Consider the following 21990-nt stretch of genomic DNA (forward strand, 5'->3'; position numbering starts at 1 on the left):
ACCCTTAATTCTCATTACCTACATAAGTAATTAAAATTTCTACACGTCTATCTAATTTTGGGTCGCCACCAAGTGGAAATTTTCTACGCATACCCATATAGCGCATCCGTTTTTTGTTAACACCTTTCTTTACAAAATAATTATATACATACTTTGCTCTAGCTTCTGATAGATTACGTTTTTTAGTTTTTCTATCTACAGCATCTCGAGAAAATTGAGTACAACATACATGCCCTTGAATAGTAAAATAAATATCGTCACGCTCTACTAATGATTTTGCAATTTCCTGAAGTATTCTTTTAGAATCTGGAGTTACCGTGGCATATCCAGTTTTAAATAAAATATTTTCAAAAATTATTTTATCACCAACTTTAAGCTTGCCTTTTATTTTATCGGGAACATCTTTCTTTTTAACAGCTTCAACAATTGGTTTTTCTTCTTCAATAACCTCCGGTTTAGGCTTTACTATAATTTCTACTTTTCGATTTAAACCTCTAATTTTTAATATATTTTTTTCATTAACTATTTTTAGTAAAACTTCACCTTTTCCATCAACATTTGTGATTAAAGATTCGCTTATTTCGTTGTTTGAAAAAATGGCTTTTATAGCGTCGGCACGTTGTTGAGATAGTTTCAAGTTATAATCTACTGCGCCAATATCATCACAAAAACCGTAAATAGAAATAGATTCAATATCAACATCTGTTAACGTTGAAATAAAGAGTAGTAACCTATTTTCTTCGGTAGGGATAACATTAAATTTATCTGTATCAAAATAAACATCGTGTGTGAGTTTGCTTTGAGAAGAAGCAATATTAAAGCAAAGTATAATTAGTATAAGTCTAAATAATTTATTCATTACAGGGGAATAGAATATGCTATAAAGATACTCTTTTTAATTAAAAAATAACTCCTCAACGCTTGTGCTAAGGTTTCTTAATAAACTGTGGTGTCCTTAAAAAAGGAAATCTAATGATTAAAATAAGTTTTATCTTAAGTAATTTGAATAAGCTGACGGACTATTTAGTATTTCTGTAGCTTTCTTTATTTTAGGGTCGTTAATTTTGTAATAGTCGTACAAACCTTCTCTGTAAACATATCTTTTAACTATTTCTTCGGTTAAAAGCATTAATAAATAATCTTTGTTTTCATCAATAGCTTTTGTTTTTGAAATATTTAAGTTAGAAATTAAAGTATTGTAATCATTATTAATATCATCACTCAAATCTTCTTTTTTAGCAGCCTCAAAAGCTTTTGCAAGGGCTTTTTCAGTATTAGTTTCAAAAGAAAAATTATTAGCTTTTAAGTAGTTTTTAAAGTTAGAAAAATCTTGGGTAGATAGTTTAAAATTAACAATGTCTGTAATTTGATTGTTATAATAATAATCGGTAGCAAAATTAAAAATTAAGTTATCGTTTGCTATGGCATTTATAACTGCGGAGTTTTTTGAAGCTCCTAAATTTTCATCAGGTAAAACGCCTCCACCATCAAAAACCTGTCGTCCGTTTTTAGTTTTATATTCATTATAATTTTCTTGTTTTACTTTAACCGCTTCTCCTTTTTCATTTCTATTCCAATAATCTAAAGATTGAATACATCTACCAGAAGGTGTGTAATATCTCGAAATAGTTATTTTTACCTGAGTACCATAGGTTAGTAATTTAGGACGTTGTACTAAGCCTTTGCCAAAGCTTCTAGAGCCTACAATTACGGCACGATCTAAATCTTGTAATGCACCAGAAACAATTTCGCTTGCCGATGCACTACCACCATCTATTAAAACCACTAATGGGATTTCGGTATCAATAGGTTCTTTTTGAGTGTAATACGTTCGGTTATATTTTTTTACTTTAGATTTTGTGGTCACTACCAATTGTCCTTTTGGCACAAACAAGTTTACAATTTTAATGGCCTCGTTTAAAAGTCCGCCGGGGTTTCCGCGTAAATCTAAAATAATACGCTTTGCACCTTGAGCTTTTAAATCTCTTAGCGCATAATTAGTTTGAGATGCTGCTTTATTATTAAACTGAGACAAAACAATATAACCTGTCTTATCATTAACCATTGAAAAATGTGGTACTGCATTAATCTCAACTTCAGCTCTTTTAATAGTGGTGGTTTTGGTTTGGTTTTGGCGTTTGTAAGTCACTTCAACCGAAGTTCCTGGAGCGCCTTTTAGTAAATTTCCAGCATCATCTTTATAGCTCTCAATACTAGTATTTCCAACTTTTATAATTTCATCTCCAGCTTTTAAACCTGCTTTATCTGCAGGATAATCTTTATAAGGCTCAACAATTACTAGCTTGTCTTTAAGCGTTCTAACCTTAGCGCCAATGCCTATATAATCGCCAGTATTGTTAATTCTAGCAGCTTCAACATCTTGTTCGTTTAAAAAGTTAGTGTACGGGTCTAAATCTGCTAACATACTTTTTATGGCGGTATCCATTAAATCACCCGGATTGGTTTCATCAACATAATTCATGTTGAGTTCTTTAAACAAGGTGGTAAATATTTCAATTTGTTTAGCAATTTCAAAAAAATCATTTTTAAAAGCAGAGCCAGTAAAAAGAATGGTAAGTGCTAAAACAGGAATTAGTATTTTCTTTTTTAGGAGATTTTTCATTTTGTGGGCTTTTTTTATTCAGAAATCTTATCCAAAAACTTTTCAAATAAGTGTTTCATTTTGGTTTCAACTTGGGCAAATTTGGGTTTATCTTTGCCAATGTACAAAATCATAAACGCATGTTGTGTTGTTAAATTGTTAAAAAAATCAGCTTTATTAAGTCTGTAAGATTCTCTTAATAAACGCTTTATACGATTTCTATCTACAGCAGTTTTAAAATTTCGTTTACTTACAGAAATTCCTGTTTTAATTAACACATCGTCATCAAAAGTGATTTGTAAATAAACTAAACGCAAAGGATAGGACGAAACCGAATGTCCATCGGTAAATAACTGATCGATTAGTTTTTTGCTTTTAAGCTTTTCTTTTTTATTGTAGGTGAATTTCAAGTGCCCGATTTAATGGTTTCAAAGGTAACAAAATAAGAAAAGCTCTTAGCCTTTAATTCCTTTTTGAACATTTAGGTTGTTTTTTTCAATATACAGCGAATCAATCGCTAGATTATTCTGAACATGCCATCTTTAATATTTAAGTGTTCTTGTTTGAAAGAATTATGGGTTAATAGGAGGGCACTGAAATGGTATAAGATAATAAAAGCTGTAAAATATAGAGTCAATCTTCATTTTTACTGCTTTTTCGTATATTGATTTACTGCCAGTTGTTGGTCCAATCTTTCCAAACAACTTCGTAACCTTGCGATTTAATCATTTGGTGTATTTCTTCAGTATTTCTTTCGTCCGCAATTTCAAACTGTTCTAATGATTTTGGATCCACAGCATAACCACCTGGGTTTGTTTTAGATTCGGCACTTATAGAGTTAATCCCTAATTTAATAATGTTATTTCTAAAGTTTTCACTTTCTCTAGTAGATATGGATAATTCTACATCTTCATCTAATAATCGATAAGCACAAATTAACTGTACCAAATCAAAATCGGTAATTTCAACTTTTGGCTGTACTTCTCCTTGGTGTGGACGAAGGCGAGGAAACGAAATTGAGAATTTCGTTTTCCAATAGGTTTTTTGTAAATATTTTAAATGAAGTGCTGTATAAAAACTATCTACGCGCCAGTCTTCTAAACCAAATAAAGCCCCAAGACCTATTTTATGAATTCCAGCTTTTCCTAGTCTATCAGGTGTATCTAAACGATAATCAAAATTTGATTTTTTACCTTTTGGATGGTGAATTTTATAAGTGGCTTTATGATAGGTTTCCTGATACACTAATACAGCGTATAAACCAGCATCTATAAGCTGTTTGTATTCATCTTGATCTAGTGGTTGCACCTCAATACTAATATTAGAAAAATGTTCTCGAATTAATGCAATAGCATGTTTTATATAAGCGACACCAACGGTTTTATTAGCTTCGCCAGTAACCAATAAAATATGATCGTAACCTTTGGTTTTTAAGAATTCAACTTCTTTTAAAATCTCGTTATCTTTTAATGTTCTACGTGGTATTTTATTGGTCATACTAAATCCACAATAGGTACAAATATTTTGACATTCGTTAGACAAATACATAGGAACATACATTTGTATGGTATTTCCAAACCTCTTTTTTGTTAGGGCATGACTACGCTGTGCCATTTCTTCAAGAAAGGGTTTTGCAGCAGGAGAAATTAAAGCTTTAAAATCTTCCAAACCAATTTTTTCTTTATCAAGAATTTGCTTTACATCGCTTGTTGTATAGCTATAAATTTCTTTTTCTAAGGTATCCCAATCGTAGGTCTCAAAAGTGTTTTTAAAAGACATGTTTTTTTGCTTTTAGCCTCTAGCGTTTCGCTTTTGGTATATAAATTCTAATTAAGAAAAGATGTTAGCGGGCTACTTGCATCCGCATGTTTTTTTACCGAAGCTAATTTTGCATTAAATGCCATCCGGCCAGCTATTACTGCCATTTTAAATGCTTTTGCCATGTCTATTGGGTTTTTAGATACTGCAATGGCTGTATTTACTAAAACCGCATCGGCACCTAGTTCCATAGCATAAGCAGCATGCGACGGACTTCCAATACCGGCATCTACAATAACTGGCACATTACTTTGTTCTATAATAATTTCTAAAAAATCTATGGTTTTAATGCCTTTATTGGTTCCTATTGGAGCGCCTAATGGCATAACACATTGTGCACCCACATCTTCAAGTCTTTTACATAAAACAGGGTCTGCATGAATATATGGCATGACTACAAAACCTAATTTTACAAGTTCTTCAGCAGCTTTAAGTGTTTCAATGGGATCTGGTAATAAATACTTCGGGTCTGGATGAATTTCTAATTTAATCCAATTGGTTTCTAATGCCTCACGTGCAAGTTGAGCTGCAAAAACCGCTTCTTTAGCATCTCTAACTCCAGAAGTATTTGGCAGTAGGTTTACGCTTGGACGTAAAATACTTTGTAGCATTTTATCCTCTTCATTACCAAGGTCTACACGCTTAAGAGCAACTGTAATTAATTCACTTTCTGATGCTATTAAAGCTTTGGACATTAAGTTATTCGAGCTAAATTTTCCTGTTCCAGTAAACAGTCTTGAACTAAACTCTTTATCTGCTATTTTTAAAATATCGTTCATAAATTAAGGCTAATAAATGTTTATTTAAATGTATGGCGTTGCTCTTGTGTTGAAGATGCATTTAGCAATTCGTTAAATGTTCTTATTCTGTTAAAATTATAAGTAATATCTCCAGATACAGCAATTCCAGAAATACCAGCTTCTAATAAGCCTGTAACATCATTTAAAGTTATGCCTCCAATACCAATTATAGGAACTTCGGTGTTTAAGGCTTCTATAATTGCTGTGTACCCTTCTAAGCCTAAAACTGGGCTTAAATTATCTTTGGTTGTTGTAAATCTAAAGGGTCCTAATCCAATATAGTCGACTTCTTTACCTATTAATGATTCGCAATCTTGCAAGGTATTTGCTGTTCCGCCAATCATTTGCCAGGTGTATATATGTTTTCTAGCAATGGTAGGGCAGGTGTCTTGTTTTCCTAAATGCACGCCGTCTGCCTTAACGGCTTTGGCTATTTTATAATAATCATTTATAATTAATCTGGTTTGAAAATGAGACGTAATTTCTCTAGCTTCCGTAGCTAGTTTTAAAATCTTCTTTTCCGATACATTTTTTAAACGCAATTGGACTAATTCTGCTCCAGAAGTGCATGCTTTTTGAATGTTTTCTAAATGTTTTTTTGGAGAAGCACCTTGCGATATATAATGTAATTTAGGTATAGTCATGTCTTAGTTCTTTATTATTGGGTATTTGTGGTTGCCAAGTAAACTTGTGTTTGAATTTAAAAACGCCTCGATGTAATTTTTTGTAAAAATACAAGCATCTTCTAGCGGAATATCATGCATTATATTACACGCTAAAGCAGCAGATAACACACAACCACTTCCATGTTTTTCTGAAATTTTTTCTGCTTTTGGAGGGATATTTACCATTACAATTTTACGGTAATATAATGCATCCCATCCCTTTTTGTCTGTTCTATGTCCGCCTTTTAAATAGATATTTGTTAAACGACTAATGTGTTCTATGGTATCCAGAACATCTAAATTTGGATGTAAAAGTTTTATTTCATCATAATTAGGTGTAATAAGGAAACATTGCGTCCAGATTTTATCCAATAGATTTTGATTTTCAGTGGCATGAAAATCAAAACCAGTTGTTGCCTTTATAATAGGATCTAATATGATTTTAACTTCGGAATTTAAGATGTGTAATTTATCCAATACCACCGCTAATACCTCCCAAGATTTTATTATACCAATTTTAACTACTGAAATTTTAAAACGTTCGAAAAGTATTTCTATTTGAGAAAGAATAACTTCGGGAGACATCCATTCGCAGTGTTTAAAATCAATATCGTTTTGAACAGTAACAGCAGTACAAACAGATAATCCATATAAATTATGCGCTTCAAATGTTTTAATATCCGAAGTTATACCAGCGCCTCCCGAAGGATCATGACCGGCAATGGTTAGTATGTACTTTTTATCGTTTTGCATTATTCAAATTTGTAATCTTTAGCTTGTTAGTTATTGTCACCTTGAGCGCAGTCGAAACCTATTTTTAATACCTTTCGACTGCGCTCAAGGTGACAATAAATTTTTAAAGTGACTTTTCATTTTTTTGAAAACGGCAATAGGTTCATTACTATTCCAAATACCTCCCAAAACACCAACGCCTTTAAACCCTAATTTATCGAATTCTAATAAGTTATCTGATGAAACGCCTCCCATGCCAACAATGGTTTTATCAATATGATTAACATCGAAACCACGACCGTTATAGCTTTGTTTTGATATAGATGAAAACACTGGGCTTAGTAGATGATAATCAAATTCGAAATAGCATTTTTCTATATCTTCGGGTTCGTGAAATGATGAACTTATGGTTTTACCAAACATATTAAGACCTTTAAAATATTGGCCTGGGTTGTTTATATGATCTATTCGTTTTTGCTCTTGAAAGTGGATCCCTTTTAAATTATACTCATTTATTAACTCATGAAAATAATGTACTACTATTTTGTTGTGATATTGTTTATCTATCTGATTTAAGTAATTACAATGCCCCTCATAATTTTTATGTGGTTTTCTAAAATGATAGTATTGTAATCCTTCTTGAAATAACTGATTTAGTATTTCAATTTCATTTGGAACATCATTCTCCGGGGTTATTATGACTATCATTTTTATTGAGTTAGGGATTGCAGTAAAAATCCTTTTGCTTTTTCACAAAAGATTGTAACGGAAAGCCCGCCGTTGCTTTTCTAAAAAAGCGGTGGAACTTTCTAATCTTTATTTTACAAATATACTTCTGATCCTTTATCTTTAAATTCTTTAGATTTTTCGTCCATGCCTTTTTGGATGACTTCATTATCTACAATATCGTTGGCCGTTGCAAAATCTCTTACTTCTTGAGATATTTTCATAGAACAGAATTTTGGTCCGCACATAGAGCAAAAGTGCGCAATTTTTGCACCTGCTGCTGGTAGGGTCTCATCATGGTATTCTCTAGCACGTTCTGGATCTAGCCCCAAATTAAATTGATCTTCCCAACGGAATTCGAAACGTGCCATACTCAGTGCATTGTCTCTATGTTGAGCACCTGGGTGACCTTTTGCTAAATCGGCAGCATGGGCAGCTAGTTTATAGGTAATTACGCCTACACGTACATCTTCTTTATTTGGCAAACCTAGGTGTTCTTTAGGTGTTACATAACATAGCATGGCGCAACCGTACCATCCAATCATAGCGGCACCAATACCCGAAGTTATGTGATCGTATCCTGGAGCAATATCAGTCGTTAATGGCCCTAATGTATAAAACGGAGCTTCATCACAAACCTCAATTTGTCTTTCCATGTTTTCCTTAATCATGTGCATTGGCACGTGACCTGGTCCTTCTATAAAACATTGTACTTCGTGCTTACGTGCTATTTGTGTTAATTCTCCTAGAGTTTCTAATTCTGAAAACTGTGCTTCATCGTTTGCATCGGCAACAGAACCTGGACGTAATCCATCGCCTAAAGAGAAGGCCACATCGTATTGTTTTAAGATGTCACAAATATCCTCAAAGTGCGTGTACAAGAAACTTTCTTTATGATGGGCTAAACACCATTTTGCCATAATGGATCCTCCACGAGATACGATACCCGTTACACGTTTGGCCGTCATAGGTACATACCGTAATAAAACCCCAGCATGGATAGTAAAATAATCTACGCCTTGTTCTGCTTGTTCTATTAAGGTATCGCGGAAAATTTCCCAAGTTAAATCTTCTGCAACGCCATTTACTTTTTCTAGTGCTTGATAAATTGGCACGGTTCCAATTGGCACTGGAGCGTTACGTATAATCCATTCGCGTGTTTCATGAATGTTTTGACCTGTAGATAAATCCATAATATTATCTGCTCCCCAACGGCAGGCCCATACTGCTTTTTCTACTTCTTCTTCAATAGACGATGTGGTGGCAGAGTTTCCAATATTTGCATTTATTTTCACCAAGAAGTTTCGTCCTAAAATCATAGGTTCTGCTTCAGGATGGTTTATGTTTGATGGAATTACAGCACGACCTCTTGCTACCTCTTCTCGTACAAATTCTGGTGTAATTTTATTTGGAATAGACGCACCAAAGTGTTCGCCTTTGTGTTGCTTTTTAATTTCGGTCATTTCGTCTATACGTTGGTTTTCACGAATAGCGATATACTCCATTTCTGGAGTTATGATACCTTTTTTAGCGTAATGTAACTGGGTTACGTTGTGTCCTTTTTTTGCACGTAAAGGTTTTTTTAAATCAGCAAAACGTATGTGGTCTAAACTAGAATCATTTAAACGCTCATTACAATATTCAGATGAAAAACCATCTAATTCTTCTACATCTTCACGGTCTAAAATCCACTGCGCTCTAATTCTTTCAATGCCGCTATGTACATTAATGTTTTTATTAGGATCTGTATAAGGTCCAGAAGTATCATAAACCGTTACGGGTTCATTAGGCTTCAATTTACCTGTTAATGAATCTTTTGTGTCGCTCAAAGAAATTTCACGCATTGCTACTTTAATTTGCGGATGAATTTTTCCGTTTACATAAATCTTTTTAGAATTAGGAAATGGCTGTCTTGTAATTTGGTCTTTTTTAGGTGCTGTGTCTTTACTTTTCATATTGTTTAGGCTATTGGCTTTTTACTAATAACAAGGCTACTATTATCCGCCCTGAGTAGCTTGAATAATTAAAATTTGATCTTGATTTACTAATCGTTGCGTTGCCCAATTAGCATTTGGAATAATGTTTTGATTTATGGCTACAGCTATACCTTTTAATGGTGAATTTAAGAATTGTAATAATTGTAAAATGTTGGTGTTTGGCTTAAGCTCTACTTCTTTTTCGTTTACATAAATAGTTATCATATACAGTATATTAAATATGCTGTAAATAGTAGAGGCAAAAAACTTTGAAAAGTTATATTATCGTGATTACGATATATAAAATAGAAATGCTGTAAACACATATTGCAATGCGTATTTCAACTTTTCCCTTCGTCGGTACTAACCGTATCAGGTTCAAAGGGTTTTTCTCAGTTCTGAAATAAATTAGAACACCCCTAAAGTTTACGCTGCGAATATATTAAAAAATAGGAGTTCGGTATAATTATTTCGTTAAAAAAACGAAAACGGGATTGCATATCAAGAACGAATCTTTAGGAAAAAAGGAGGGGTTGAGCGTGGTTTATTCATTATCTGAGTAATATCATCAACACTTTGATTATCATATGGTTGTTTCATATAAGTTTTAACAATCTTAGGTGCTTGAAATTAGCTTTGCCAGATTTTAAATTTTTGTAAAAAATAACAAGCAGTTACTTTTTATTATTCTCTTTATCAATATCTGCCATCATTTCTTTTGGGTCTATTTGAACAGATTGTATCGCTTTTGAAGTTTTAAAAGTATAAGTAGGATATGCCCAAGCCCAATCTTTTATTAGAGTTGCGTTAGTTGGTTTTTCGCCACGCATCATTTGTAGTGGAATGTAAAAATCCTCTGTACTACCATCAGTATATGTTACCGTTAAATCTATAGGCATTGGCATTAAGCCAATACGCTCTAAAGTAATAGTACTCTCTTCAATAGATTTAATGCTATAATCAATAGTATTTGTTGTTTGAGCAAAATCGATTAAATACCAATCGAGTTCTAAACCAGTTATTTTTTCAGCTGTTCTTATAATATCTAGCGGTTTAGGATGTTTAAAAGCAAAATCGTTAAAATATTTTTTTATGGTTTCTTTTAAGTTTTCTTCACCAATTACATAGCCTAATTGAGCCAAAAATACGGCACCTTTGCTATAAGCTAAAGTTCCGTATACGCTATTTAATTGATACCTATCTGCGTGTGTGGTAAGCGGTTGTTCTAAACCAGATTTAGCTAAGCGTATATAGCTTGTATAGGCGTTTTCGAGAGGTTTTTTTTTACCTTGATTTAAAATATAATCCATAGCATGGTTACTAATGTATGTGGTAAAGCCTTCGTCCATCCATTCATGCTTAGCTTCGTTTGTTGCTAACAAAAACTGAAACCAAGTGTGTGCTAGTTCGTGTGCTGTAACACCTACTAAACTACCAAAGCTTCTTTTTCCCGTTATTAAAGTACTCATAGCATACTCCATACCACCATCTCCACCTTGAATTACAGAGTATTGCTTGTAAGGATATTTGCCAATATGTTCGCTAAAGTATTGCATAAGCTCCACCGTTTTTGGTTGTAGCTTTTTCCAGTTTTCCTTTTGCTCAGCACTTAAAGTACTCTTGTAGTAAAAATTGAGTGTTGGACCATTAGGGACCTGCATGGTATCGTGAATATAATCAGGATCTGCTGCCCAAGCAAAATCATGTACGTTAGGTGCTTTAAAATGTAGCGTTTTCTTATTTCCCTTTATAACAGGTTGGTCTTGTTTATAACCCGTGCCACCAACCACATAATTTTTATCAATGGAAAGTTTTACATCAAAATTACCCCAAACACTATGAAACTCTCTTCCTATGTAAGGATCTGCATGCCAACCTTCAAAATCGTATTCGGCTAATTTTGGATACCATTGTACCATAGAAAGGGCTACACCTTCCTTATTATTTCTTCCAGAACGCCGAATTTGAACTGGCACTTGCGCGTCAAAAAGCATATCAAATGTTACACGCTCTCCTGGTTGAATAGGCTTTGCTAAATCTACTTCTAATACTGTACCAACAGTTTCATGTTTTATAGTAACACCATTTTGTTTTAAAGAATTGACTTTTATATAGCCAATTTCGTTAGGCTTTAATTTACTAATTCTATCACCAACTCTAGAATCTGGATCTGCAATAGTTCTAGACCTTACATCCATTTCGCTACCGGGTTGAAAGGCATTAAAATATAAATGATAATACACACGGTTTAATACATCGGGTGAATTATTAGTATATATCAGTTGTTGTGTTCCTTTATATTGATAGGTGTTTACATCCATATCTATTTCCATTTTGTAATCTACATGTTGTTGCCAATATCCAGATTTTTGTGTTGAAGGTGGAATTGGAGTTGCAGGTGCTTGAGCAACGACTATATCCTTTTGACTGTTACAAGATAAAATTAAGAATAAGCCGAAAATTGAAAGAAGAACTCTTTTCATTGTTTTACAATTTTTAATACAGAATTATAATGCCTTCTGATAATAATAAAGTTATTTAGATAATTGAGCTGCCATAATTAAAGCGTTGTAGGCATTAACTATTTTTGAAGATTTCACTAAATCTCCTAAAGGTTTTACATTATTAGTGTCGCCACCAACAATTACTTTAGTTTTAACGGCAAGACCAGAATCCATAAGAATTTGCTTTACCTGTGCCGCACTTAATTTTGGATAATAAGAACGAATTAAAGCCGCAACTCCTGCAACTCCTGGAGCAGCCATAGATGTTCCTCCTTTAGTGTCATATTCGTTTTCTGGTATGGTTGAGTATATTTTTGCTCCTGGTGCTAAAACATCAACATTTATTTTACCGTAGTTAGAAAATCCAGCAATCATTCCGGAACCATATTTAGGCTCTAAAGCACCAACAGTTATAAAAGTATCTGAAACTTCTGGACCTACACCAACAGCATCATTAGGGTATACATTTTTGTTATCTAAATTTAGACCTTCATTTCCAGCCGCATTAACAAATAACACATCTTTTTTTCCTGCATAAACAATAGCATCACGTACCCAATCGCTATGTGGAGAATAGTATTTACCAAAGCTTCCATTAATTATCGATGCTCCATTATCAACAGCATAACGAATTGCTAAAGCAATATCTTTATCGTATTCATCGCCATTTGGTACTGCACGAATACTCATAATTTTCACGTTATTTGCTACACCATTTACCCCTTTACCATTGTTTCTTTCAGCAGCTATAATACCTGCTACATGTGTGCCGTGGCTTTCAGTTTTTTTAACGGGTTTTACATTACCATTTCCGTAACCTGGTTTATCGTTAATGTCGTCTGGATTATCACCAGTTTTGCGCCCTTTTAAGTCTTTATTAAAATGATAATTTAAACGCTCATTAATACTTACTAAACCCTCTTCTAACTCTTTTATAAAATCATTAACAGATTCCATATCTAAGCTATACACATACTTAACTATTCCAACATATTGCTGTAATGTTTGGTCTTCTGTTTTAATGGCATTAACATCGGCTTTAGTGTAATTGCTTTTTTTAAGATGTTTTTTAATGCCTTCATCAGCAATTTTTACCTGTTGTAATGTTTGTTCGTAATTAGATTTATAACCTGTGTATTTTTGATATTCTTTATTGTATTCAGCTTGGGCTCTATTATAATCTGGATTGTTTGTATCTCCGCTAGCAATTAATCGTACATATTCTAATTGCTCATCGTAGCCGTCTCCTAAAAAATTCCAACCATGAATATCATCAACATATCCATTTTTATCATCGTCTTTTCCATTATTAGGAATTTCTTTTGTGTTGGTCCAAATAACATCATTTAAATCTTCGTGGTCAATATCAATTCCAGAATCTATAACGGCTACAATTACAGATTTTCCTTTTTTATTTTTAATGATTTCAGCATAAGCTTTATCGACACTCATTCCAGGAATAGTATCTTTTACTAAATCTAAGTGTCCCCAATTATGTTTTTCAGTTTCTGTTAACTCTGAAACTTTTAAAGGAACAGTGTCTATGTTTTCAACTGGAGTAGATATTATGCTTGCTGTACTACCACAACCATATAATATTGAAGCTATTGAAACAGTTAGTATGAGTGATTTTGTTAAGTTCATTTTTATAATTTAGGTATTAATTGAATATATCGTTTGTTGATAAAATACTTGCTAATCGAACACCTTTTTCGGTGTGTTTTACAGTAATAATTTCGTTATGTGCATCGTGTTCTAAGAACAAGTAATAATTATTATCGGCTGCAAGGTTAAGGAATTTTTCTTTTTCATCTAAAGTTAAAAGCGGTCTAGTATCGTAACCCATTACATAAGGAATAGGAAGATGCCCAACAGTTGGTAGTAAATCGGCCATAAAGCAAATGGTTTTTCCTTTGTAATTAATCATAGGAATCATTTGTTTTTCGGTGTGTCCGTTAGCAAAAAAAATATCAAATCCAAGAGCTGAATTTTTTAGTAAATCGGTTTCAGGAAGTGCCGTAAATTTTAATTGTCCGCTTTCTTTAATTGGCAAAATATTCTCTTTTAAGAACGATGCTTTTTCACGTTTATTAGGTTGCGTTGCCCACTGCCAATGGTTTTTATTGCTCCAAAAATGGGCGTTTTTAAAAGCTGTTTCGTAAGCTGTTTTATCAGTATTCCATTTAATACTTCCCCCACAATGGTCAAAATGCAGATGCGTCATAAACACATCGGTAATATCATCTTTATTAAAACCCTGTTGTTTAAGAGAGTTGTCTAGAGTATCATTTCCCCAAGGGTGATAGTGTCCAAAAAATTTACTAGACTGTTTATCGCCCATGCCATTATCTATTAAAATAAGGCGATTTCCATCTTCAATAAGCAAACAACGAGCGGCAATATCTATCATGTTATTAGCATCGGCTGGATTGGTACGTTGCCATAACGATTTAGGAACCACACCAAACATGGCGCCTCCATCTAACTTAAAATTCCCGGCATTTATAGGATATAATTTCATAGGGATGTAAAATTAAGAAATCTATTGCGAATCATTGAGAAGGTTAAGAATATATTAAGAAAACCTCTTATAGGTATTTGTATGTGAAAGTTATAGTTTGAATGAAATAAATATTATTTAGGCACAATAACTTCTTTAAGCCGTTTTCCAAAATCGAATAAGGCTTTAATTTCTTTTAAGCTCGCTAATCGTTCTTTTCCAAAAATAAGCAAAGTATTACCTTTAGATTCTACATGATAGTATGGATTGCTTTCGAAAAAATGAGTCACATCATCATTAAAGAATTTACTAATTTCCATTTCATTATCACCTTGTAAATAAAAGCGATCAGAGAAGTCGTCGTGGTTTTCAATATCAATATCTTTAAAGCCAGCAAATGCCGATACTTTTTCTAAAAAGCCTTCTCTATCTAAAGTGAATTCTGGAATATTATGGTTTAATTCTATGTGAAGCATGGTTGAACGAATGACTTCTTTGGCGATAAATTCACCTTCAGAAAATTCAATATCAAATAAGCAAATAGCATCATCTTTATGTGATAACTTGTTATAAATATGATTGATATGCTTAGTACTAAAAAATCGAAAGTTATTTAAAAACGACACCTCTTTCTCTTTTTTAGAGCTATAATTAAAGTTATAATCTTTAGCCAAAATTTCCATATTGGTTTGGCGTCTTGTTAAATTATTTTTAATAATTTTTGGTACAGGAAGCATACGTCTTAATGCAAACGGGTGTTTTGAATCTGTGTCGTGCATGTCTAAACCAATAACATCAAAATGACCGCCACGTTTATTAAATAATTCTTGATAGCTATGCATGTTTTCCATAACAGTATGGTCTACAAATTCGCACATTGAAAAGTCCACAATAACATCTTCGTTTTCAGGTACAGCATCTAGTTGTTTTTTAAGTCTGTAGTAATTTAAAAAACTACAAAAATGTTTAACACTTACGTAAAAATTGTTTTCATCATTAGCTTCTTTAAACATTAAAACATTGGGTTTTAAAACGTTTCTAAAAAACAATCCAACACTTTTATTGATAATAAAATGAATAATTAAAGTGGTTATTACTCCAGCAATAATACCAGTAATTAATCCTATTTTTAGCGTCACAATTAAGGTGACAAAGAAGATAATAAGTTGCTCTTTACCTATTGAAAATATTTTGGTAATCACACTAGGAGACGCCAATTTATAACCTGTATATACTAATATTGCCATTAATGCAGGCAACGGAATCCGGGTAAGTTGCGTACTAAACAAAACAATAAATAGTACTAAAAAAACAGCATGAAAAAAATTTGAAGACCTATTACTAGCCCCATTATTTACATTTACAGAACTACGTGCAATAACCGTTACTACATTTAATCCGCCTAAAAACCCGCTACCAACAGTTGCTAAACCCAATGCTTTAAGGTCTTTATTAACATTAGAACGCCTTTTTTCTGGGTCTAACTTATCAACGGCTTTAATACTTAAAAGTGATTCTATACCAGAAATAAGTGTTAATGCTAAAACGCTTCCCAAAAAGGAAAACGACCAAATATTACTAAAATTAGGAGTTGGTATATCGGCAATTATATTTTGAATGGATGGAATACCAGAAATCATATATTCCTTTGCTATAGGGTTTGGTTCGTGTAAACCCAACTCAAAATAATAACTAAACCCAATGGATAAAATAACAATCCACATAGGCGCAGGAATAAGCTGTAAATATTTATTTCTAATTTTTGAATAAAATAGCATAATAGCTAAACTTAAAACACCAGCCAATGCAGCAAAAATTAAGCCTTTGTTTTCGTAATGAATAGCATCGTTAATTGAAAAAGGAATCTCAAAAAGATAATCAACCGTATCCTCTCTTTTTATTTTATGCGCAAGCATAATATGAAACTGCTTTCCTAAAATAATAAGCCCAATTGCGGCAAGCATACCTTGAATGGCAGACGATGGAAAAAAATCGGCAAGTGTCCCCATTCTAAAAAAGCCAAGGCTCATTAAAAGTACGCCAGAAAAAATAATAGCAACGTAAGCATTTTCTAAACCTAAAGTAGAAATCGCTACTAAAAGCACACCAACTAAACCATTTCCTGGCCCAGCAATAGTAACATGGCTTCCGCCTAAAATAGATACCATAATACCACCAACTATGGCGGCTATAATACCTGCAATTGGAGGTGCATCGCTAGCCATAGCAAGCCCCAAACCTAACGGTAATGCTATAAGGCTTACCACGAAACCAGAAAATATATTTTTAGGTAAGGCTTTAAAAAAATCTTTTATGTTGTTTTTTTTCGGACTCATTGCAGGATTAAAACATCGGTTGGTAATTCGGTTAAAATATGTTCGATATCATGTGGAAATAACCTGTCCCAAAACGTCATTTTTGATGGTGCATTCATTACTAATAAATCGGCACGAGATATTTGCGCATAATGCCCAATAGAATAGCCTTTTTTACCAAAAATGGGCTGTAATTTTATGATCTTATTTTTAGTATAGGTTTCAGGAATATGACTAATAATTTCTTTAATTCTAGAGTTTTCTCTTAGTTTAATACGTTCTTTAATGATGTTAGCACGCCTTAAAGATTTATCATCATCTACTTTTAAAGAAATTTGATCTTGTTTAATTTCTTCAACAATTGTTATTTTTTCAGAACTTAACTTTTTTGCTACATAAAAAGCCACTTTTATAGTTTGCTCTGTTTTTGGATCTTTTAAACCATTAACCACAATATGTTCACAAGGCACTCGCTCTACCGAAGGTTTAATCAATAATAAAACAGAGCATTTTGCTTCGCGTGTAATTTTTCTAGCAATTGAGCCTACATAGTATTTTAAAAACCGCTCACGCTGTAGGGCACCAAGAATTAAAAGGTCTATTTTTTTTTCTTCCGTAGTCGATAAAATCACATCAACAGGGTTGCCTGTTTTAAAAACTACCTCGTAATCTAAATTATCTCTTTCAAAACTTTTAAGAACAACTTTAAGCATTGCTATTTTATCCTCTGAATTTTCGCCAACATGAATTAAAAATAATTTCGAGCCAAAAAACACAGATAATCTAGCAGCCTCAAAGAGGTTTGCTTTTAAATTAGGTGAGTAAGCTACACCAATACCAATACTTTTAAATGGTTTTAAAGACACGTTAAATATTATTTTTTAGTCAAAGCTGAAAGATAACATTTTTTAAAAACTTTAAATCATCGGTTTTACTTAAATTAGTGCTTTAAAAAAAAATTATGTTAGAATTAGCAGGTATTATTATCTTAGGAATATTAGCACAATGGGTGGCGTGGAAACTTAAAATCCCTGCCATTTTACCTTTAATTTTAATAGGATTGTTGGTTGGTCCAATAGCTGCTGAATATTTAAGTGAAGATGGCAGTAAATGGATTGAACCTATTTGGAATGGCGAAAAGGGGCTTTTCCCGGGTGAAGGATTGTATTATTTTGTATCACTTGCTATAAGTATTATTCTTTTTGAAGGCGGTTTAACCTTAAAGCGTTCAGAAATAAAAAATGTAGGTCCAGTAATTACTAAACTAATTACTTTAGGTTCTGCTATTACATTTTTTGGAGCAGGCCTATTAGCTCATTTTATTTTTAATTTAAGTTGGGAGCTTTCCTTTTTATTTTCTGGACTTATTATTGTTACAGGACCAACTGTAATCACACCAATTTTGAGAAATATTCCGTTAAAAAAAGATATTTCGGCGGTATTAAAATGGGAAGGTATTTTAATTGACCCTATAGGAGCTTTAGTAGCGGTTTTGGTATTTGAATTTATTAGCGTTGGTGGTGACAGTGGTTTTACTAAAACGGCCTTAATGGAGTTTGGTAAAATTATTCTTTTTGGTACAACCTTTGGCTTTACTTTTGCACACGCCCTAGCTTTTGCGGTTAATAAAAAGCTAATTCCTCATTATTTATTGAATGTTGTATCGCTCTCAACAGTACTATTGGTTTTTGTTGAATCTGAAATTTTTGCTCACGAATCAGGACTTTTAGCTGTTGTAGTTATGGGCATGGTTTTAGGGAATAGTAAATTAGAAAACTTAAAAGAGCTCCTTTATTTTAAAGAATCTTTAAGTGTTTTATTAATTTCTATTTTATTCATTCTGTTGGCAGCAAACATTAATATTGAAGATTTAATGCTGCTTTACACATGGAAAACAGTTATTCTTTTTGCTATTATAGTATTTGTAATAAGACCACTAGCAGTATTTTTAAGCACACTTGGGTCTAATTTAAAAATTAACGAAAAACTATTTATTAGTTGGGTTGGACCACGAGGAATTGTTGCAGCTGGAATTGCATCATTATTTGGTAGTAAATTATTAAAAGAAGGTGTTGAAGGTGCTGAATATATTACGCCTTTGGTGTTTATGATTGTTCTAGGAACCGTTTTATTAAATGCAACCACTGCGCGTTTATTTGCTAAAGTGGTAGGTGTGTTTTTAACAAAATCTGAAGGTATTTTAATAATTGGAGCATCAAAAGTTTCTCGATTATTGGGTCATTATCTTGAAACAAATGGGAGGCATGTAGTGCTTATTGATAGTAATGAAAAAAATATAGAAAAAGCGAAAGAATTAGGATTAGAGGCGATGACTACCAATATCTATTCGGACACTTTAATGGATAATATAGAATTAAGCGATGTGGGTTATTTAATGGCTTTAACAGGAAATTCTGATATTAATAAATATGCTATAAATAAATTCACTAAGCAATTTGGTGAAAATGGCTCTTTTAGGTTGGTGACTACAAGTGAAATATTGGATGAAAATAATACTCCTAAAGAGGGTTTGTTTTCTCACACTGATGACTTTAATGCTTTAACTGAATTAACAAGAAAACACCCGTCCATACAAGAGATTGATTTAGAGGATAAAGCGCATTATGAAAGTCTTATTAAAATAACTAATGCTGATAAAGATATTATTCCACTATTTATAAAAGATAATGAAGGTGAATTGCATATTATTTCATCTTACAATTTAGAGGTTGATACGATTGAAGAAGGGTTTCAGTTGGTGTATTTAGGAAAACCTTTTGATGTTGAAAAGGTATAAAAAAAGCCCTTTCAAGATAATTTGAAAAGAGCTTTTTAATTAAAATTTCAAGAATTTATTAACCTTTAATTTGAAGGTTTGTAAATTCTTTAGAGATAACAAGCGAGTTATCACCATTAAATTTAACATCCTTTAAATCAATATATTCATTATCAACTTTTATAGATTTTACCTTAAACGGTAATCCTATTAAATTAATTTTAAAAGAATTATAAGATGTTACAAATTGCCCAGTTTTATGAATTCTGATAATTAATTTGTTATCATTTCCAGACAGATTAAATTTTCTCAAGCTGTAACGCCCTTTAGTGTAATCGTATCCATCATTAGCGTCTTCAAACAATTCTGAATCTTCTTTACCATGTTTATAATAAACATCAAGGGTTAATTCTTCAATTACTTTTTCTCCAACATATTGTTGTATTGGGTATTTAGGTATAATAGCACCTGCTTTTACAAAAATTGGCATGCTATCTATATCGGCATCTACCCAAGTTTCTTTTCCGCCAGAAATCATATTGTTTGTCCAGAAATTATACCATTCGCCTCTAGGAATATACATGCGCCTTCCTTTCGCGTTTGGTTCATTAATTGGGCAAATTAAAAGTTGGTTACCACAAATAAATTCATCAGTTCTGTAATGCGTTTGAGCATCGTCTTGATCAAACAACACCAACGATTTTAGCATTGGCATATTATTTTGCGAATATTGATAGAATGAAGTATATAAATATGGTAATAACTGGTATCTAATTTCAATAAACTTACGGACTATATTTGTTATTTCATCATCAAAAGCCCAAGGTTCTTGGTCGCCATGATCGCCAGAAGAGTGCGTTCTACAAAACGGATGAAAAGCACCTAGTTGAATCCAGCGTGCATATAATTCGCCATTAGGTTGTTCTGCAAACCCACCAATATCTGATCCTGCAAAAGAGAATCCAGACAATGCTAAACGCTGCGCTTGAATGTTGGCTATTTTTAAGTGCTCCCAAGAAGCCACATTGTCTCCCATCCAAGTTGAGGTATAACGTTGCGTACCAGAATATGCAGATCGTGTAATTACAAATGGACGTTTAGGGTAATTAAACTTTTTTAAACCATGATAAGTAGCGCGTGCCATTTGCATTCCATAAATATTATGTGCTTTACGGTGACTACATGGGTTTCCGTCGTAATCGTGCCTCACATCATTTGGAAATGTTTTTCCGGGAACGTCCATTACTGCAGGTTCGTTCATGTCGTTCCAAACGCCTTTAACACCAATATCTTCAATAAGTTCTTTAAATAATCCTGCCCACCATTTTCGTACTTCAGGTCTTGTGAAGTCTGGAAAATAACATTCCCCAGGCCAAACCTTACCTTTCATGTAAGGTCCATCGGCACGTTTACAGAAATAATCTTTATCTAAAGCTTCTTTAAAAACACTATATTCATTATCAATTTTAATTCCTGGGTCGATAATAACTACTGTTTTAAACCCATCGTCGGCAAGTTCTTTAACCATGCGTTTTGGGTCTGGAAAGTAATCTTTACTCCATGTGAAACAGCGAAATCCTTCCATGTAATCTATGTCTAAATAAATAGCATCACAAGGAATTTTTAATGCTCTAAATTTTGCGGTTACTTCTTTTACATTTGATTCTGGATAATAACTCCATTTACACTGGTGGTAACCTAAAGCCCATAATGGTGGTAATTCTGGAGTTCCTGTTAAATCTGTGTAACTACCAACAACATCTTGCATTTTAGGGCCGTAAATGAAGTAATAATTCATTTCGCCACCTTGTGCCCAAAAGCTAGTTACATTTCTTCTTTCATGACAAAAATCGAAATAGGTTTTAAAGGTGTTATCAAAAAACACACCGTAAGATTTTCCATTATGTAGCCCTGTGTAGAAAGGAATTGCTTTATAAATTGGGTCGGTGTTTTTTCCAAAGGCATAAGAATCTGTTGCCCAGTTTTCAAATCGTTTTCCTTTTAAATTTAAATCATTGGGTTTGTCTCCTAAACCATAATAACTTTCGCCGTTTTGAGCAACTTTGCTCATTTTAACAATATCGCCACCTAGCTCATAACTTTCTTCCCAATGAAAACCTAATTCATCTTCACAAATAACACTATTATTTTTAGCATCATAGATCGATTTTCTTAAATCTGATTTATGTATATGGCAGATTAATTTTGAGGTGGTAATAATATATTTATGGTCGTCACTAGTAATTTCTAAATGGTTATATCCTCTGCTTGCGTTAACATCGATAGCATAAGAAAAATCATTTTCAAATTTTCCAACGGTTGTATATCTAAACCTTAACACACTATCTCTTAAAACTGTAAGTTGAAGAATAACGTTATTTGAGGTTGAAAAATGTAGAACGTCTACATCTTTTTTATAGTCTGTTATATTAGCAGGAAACAAGTTTCCTTTATATTCTAATTCTGTATTTAAAATCATAAATAATGAGCAATTTATTAATTGACGAAAATACTAAAACAATTAATTTTCGGTTAATTTTATTTATTAAAAAAAGACCAATTTAATTACATAAAAT

Annotated in this window: 17 protein-coding genes and 1 riboswitch; of the genes, 1 reads left to right on the plus strand and 16 read right to left on the minus strand. The window is 32.8% G+C overall.

What is annotated here, in order from left to right:
- Positions 1-4: 4 nt before the first annotated feature.
- From RG22_RS08450 to RG22_RS08520, 15 genes are all read right to left on the minus strand, one after another.
- The gene (locus tag RG22_RS08450) at positions 5-859 is read right to left on the minus strand and encodes an OmpA family protein (RefSeq protein WP_034042432.1); all 855 of its coding nucleotides are present in this window, start codon (positions 857-859) and stop codon (positions 5-7) included.
- Between the two features lie 129 nt (positions 860-988).
- Positions 989-2623 (minus strand): S41 family peptidase, encoded by a 1635-nt coding sequence (locus tag RG22_RS08455; protein ID WP_034042434.1) that lies wholly within the window; start codon positions 2621-2623, stop codon positions 989-991.
- Positions 2624-2637: 14 nt separating this feature from the next.
- On the minus strand, positions 2638-3012 hold the full coding sequence (gene rnpA, locus RG22_RS08460; RefSeq protein WP_034042435.1) for a ribonuclease P protein component: 375 nt from the start codon (positions 3010-3012) through the stop codon (positions 2638-2640).
- A 259-nt stretch (positions 3013-3271) separates the two neighbouring features.
- Complete coding sequence (gene thiH, locus RG22_RS08465) at positions 3272-4381, minus strand: 2-iminoacetate synthase ThiH (protein WP_034042436.1); 1110 nt, start codon at positions 4379-4381, stop codon at positions 3272-3274.
- A gap of 47 nt (positions 4382-4428) precedes the next feature.
- Positions 4429-5199: a thiazole synthase gene (locus RG22_RS08470; RefSeq protein WP_034042437.1), complete on the minus strand. Its 771-nt coding sequence runs from the start codon at positions 5197-5199 to the stop codon at positions 4429-4431.
- A 20-nt stretch (positions 5200-5219) separates the two neighbouring features.
- The gene (gene thiE / locus RG22_RS08475; protein ID WP_034042438.1) at positions 5220-5864 is read right to left on the minus strand and encodes a thiamine phosphate synthase; all 645 of its coding nucleotides are present in this window, start codon (positions 5862-5864) and stop codon (positions 5220-5222) included.
- A gap of 3 nt (positions 5865-5867) precedes the next feature.
- The gene (locus tag RG22_RS08480; protein ID WP_034042440.1) at positions 5868-6638 is read right to left on the minus strand and encodes a hydroxymethylpyrimidine/phosphomethylpyrimidine kinase; all 771 of its coding nucleotides are present in this window, start codon (positions 6636-6638) and stop codon (positions 5868-5870) included.
- A gap of 84 nt (positions 6639-6722) precedes the next feature.
- Positions 6723-7325: a thiamine phosphate synthase gene (locus RG22_RS08485; RefSeq protein WP_034042442.1), complete on the minus strand. Its 603-nt coding sequence runs from the start codon at positions 7323-7325 to the stop codon at positions 6723-6725.
- A gap of 113 nt (positions 7326-7438) precedes the next feature.
- Positions 7439-9298, minus strand: coding sequence for a phosphomethylpyrimidine synthase ThiC (gene thiC, locus RG22_RS08490; protein ID WP_034042444.1), 1860 nt, complete (start codon positions 9296-9298; stop codon positions 7439-7441).
- Between the two features lie 42 nt (positions 9299-9340).
- Entirely contained in the window at positions 9341-9544 is a 204-nt protein-coding gene (thiS, locus tag RG22_RS08495; RefSeq protein ID WP_034042445.1) for a sulfur carrier protein ThiS, read from the minus strand.
- 107 nt (positions 9545-9651) lie between these two features.
- Positions 9652-9750, minus strand: a riboswitch (TPP riboswitch).
- A gap of 243 nt (positions 9751-9993) precedes the next feature.
- Positions 9994-11802 (minus strand): M1 family metallopeptidase, encoded by a 1809-nt coding sequence (locus RG22_RS08500; protein ID WP_034042446.1) that lies wholly within the window; start codon positions 11800-11802, stop codon positions 9994-9996.
- Between the two features lie 51 nt (positions 11803-11853).
- Positions 11854-13467 carry a S8 family peptidase gene (locus RG22_RS08505; RefSeq protein ID WP_034042447.1) on the minus strand — a complete coding sequence of 538 codons (1614 nt, stop codon included), beginning with the start codon at positions 13465-13467 and terminating at the stop codon, positions 11854-11856.
- 16 nt (positions 13468-13483) lie between these two features.
- A complete protein-coding gene (locus RG22_RS08510; protein ID WP_034042449.1) occupies positions 13484-14344 on the minus strand; it encodes an MBL fold metallo-hydrolase in 861 nt (286 codons plus the stop codon).
- Between the two features lie 113 nt (positions 14345-14457).
- Positions 14458-16659, minus strand: coding sequence for a SulP family inorganic anion transporter (locus RG22_RS08515; RefSeq protein ID WP_052143684.1), 2202 nt, complete (start codon positions 16657-16659; stop codon positions 14458-14460).
- Entirely contained in the window at positions 16656-17504 is an 849-nt protein-coding gene (locus RG22_RS08520; protein ID WP_034042451.1) for a universal stress protein, read from the minus strand. Before RG22_RS08520 ends, RG22_RS08515 begins: the two co-directional genes overlap by 4 nt.
- Positions 17505-17599: 95 nt before the next feature.
- On the opposite strand from RG22_RS08520, the gene RG22_RS08525 reads away from it, so the two are divergent.
- Positions 17600-19435, plus strand: a complete 1836-nt coding sequence (locus RG22_RS08525) for a cation:proton antiporter (RefSeq protein WP_034042453.1) — start codon at positions 17600-17602, stop codon at positions 19433-19435.
- A 58-nt stretch (positions 19436-19493) separates the two neighbouring features.
- Here the strand turns inward: RG22_RS08525 and RG22_RS08530 are convergent, their stop codons facing one another.
- On the minus strand, positions 19494-21893 hold the full coding sequence (locus RG22_RS08530) for a glycoside hydrolase family 31 protein (protein WP_034042455.1): 2400 nt from the start codon (positions 21891-21893) through the stop codon (positions 19494-19496).
- Positions 21894-21990: the final 97 nt, after the last annotated feature.

Origin of the sequence: Wocania ichthyoenteri Th78 (assembly GCF_000789235.1) — a bacterium.
Taxonomy (GTDB): domain Bacteria; phylum Bacteroidota; class Bacteroidia; order Flavobacteriales; family Flavobacteriaceae; genus Wocania_A; species Wocania_A ichthyoenteri.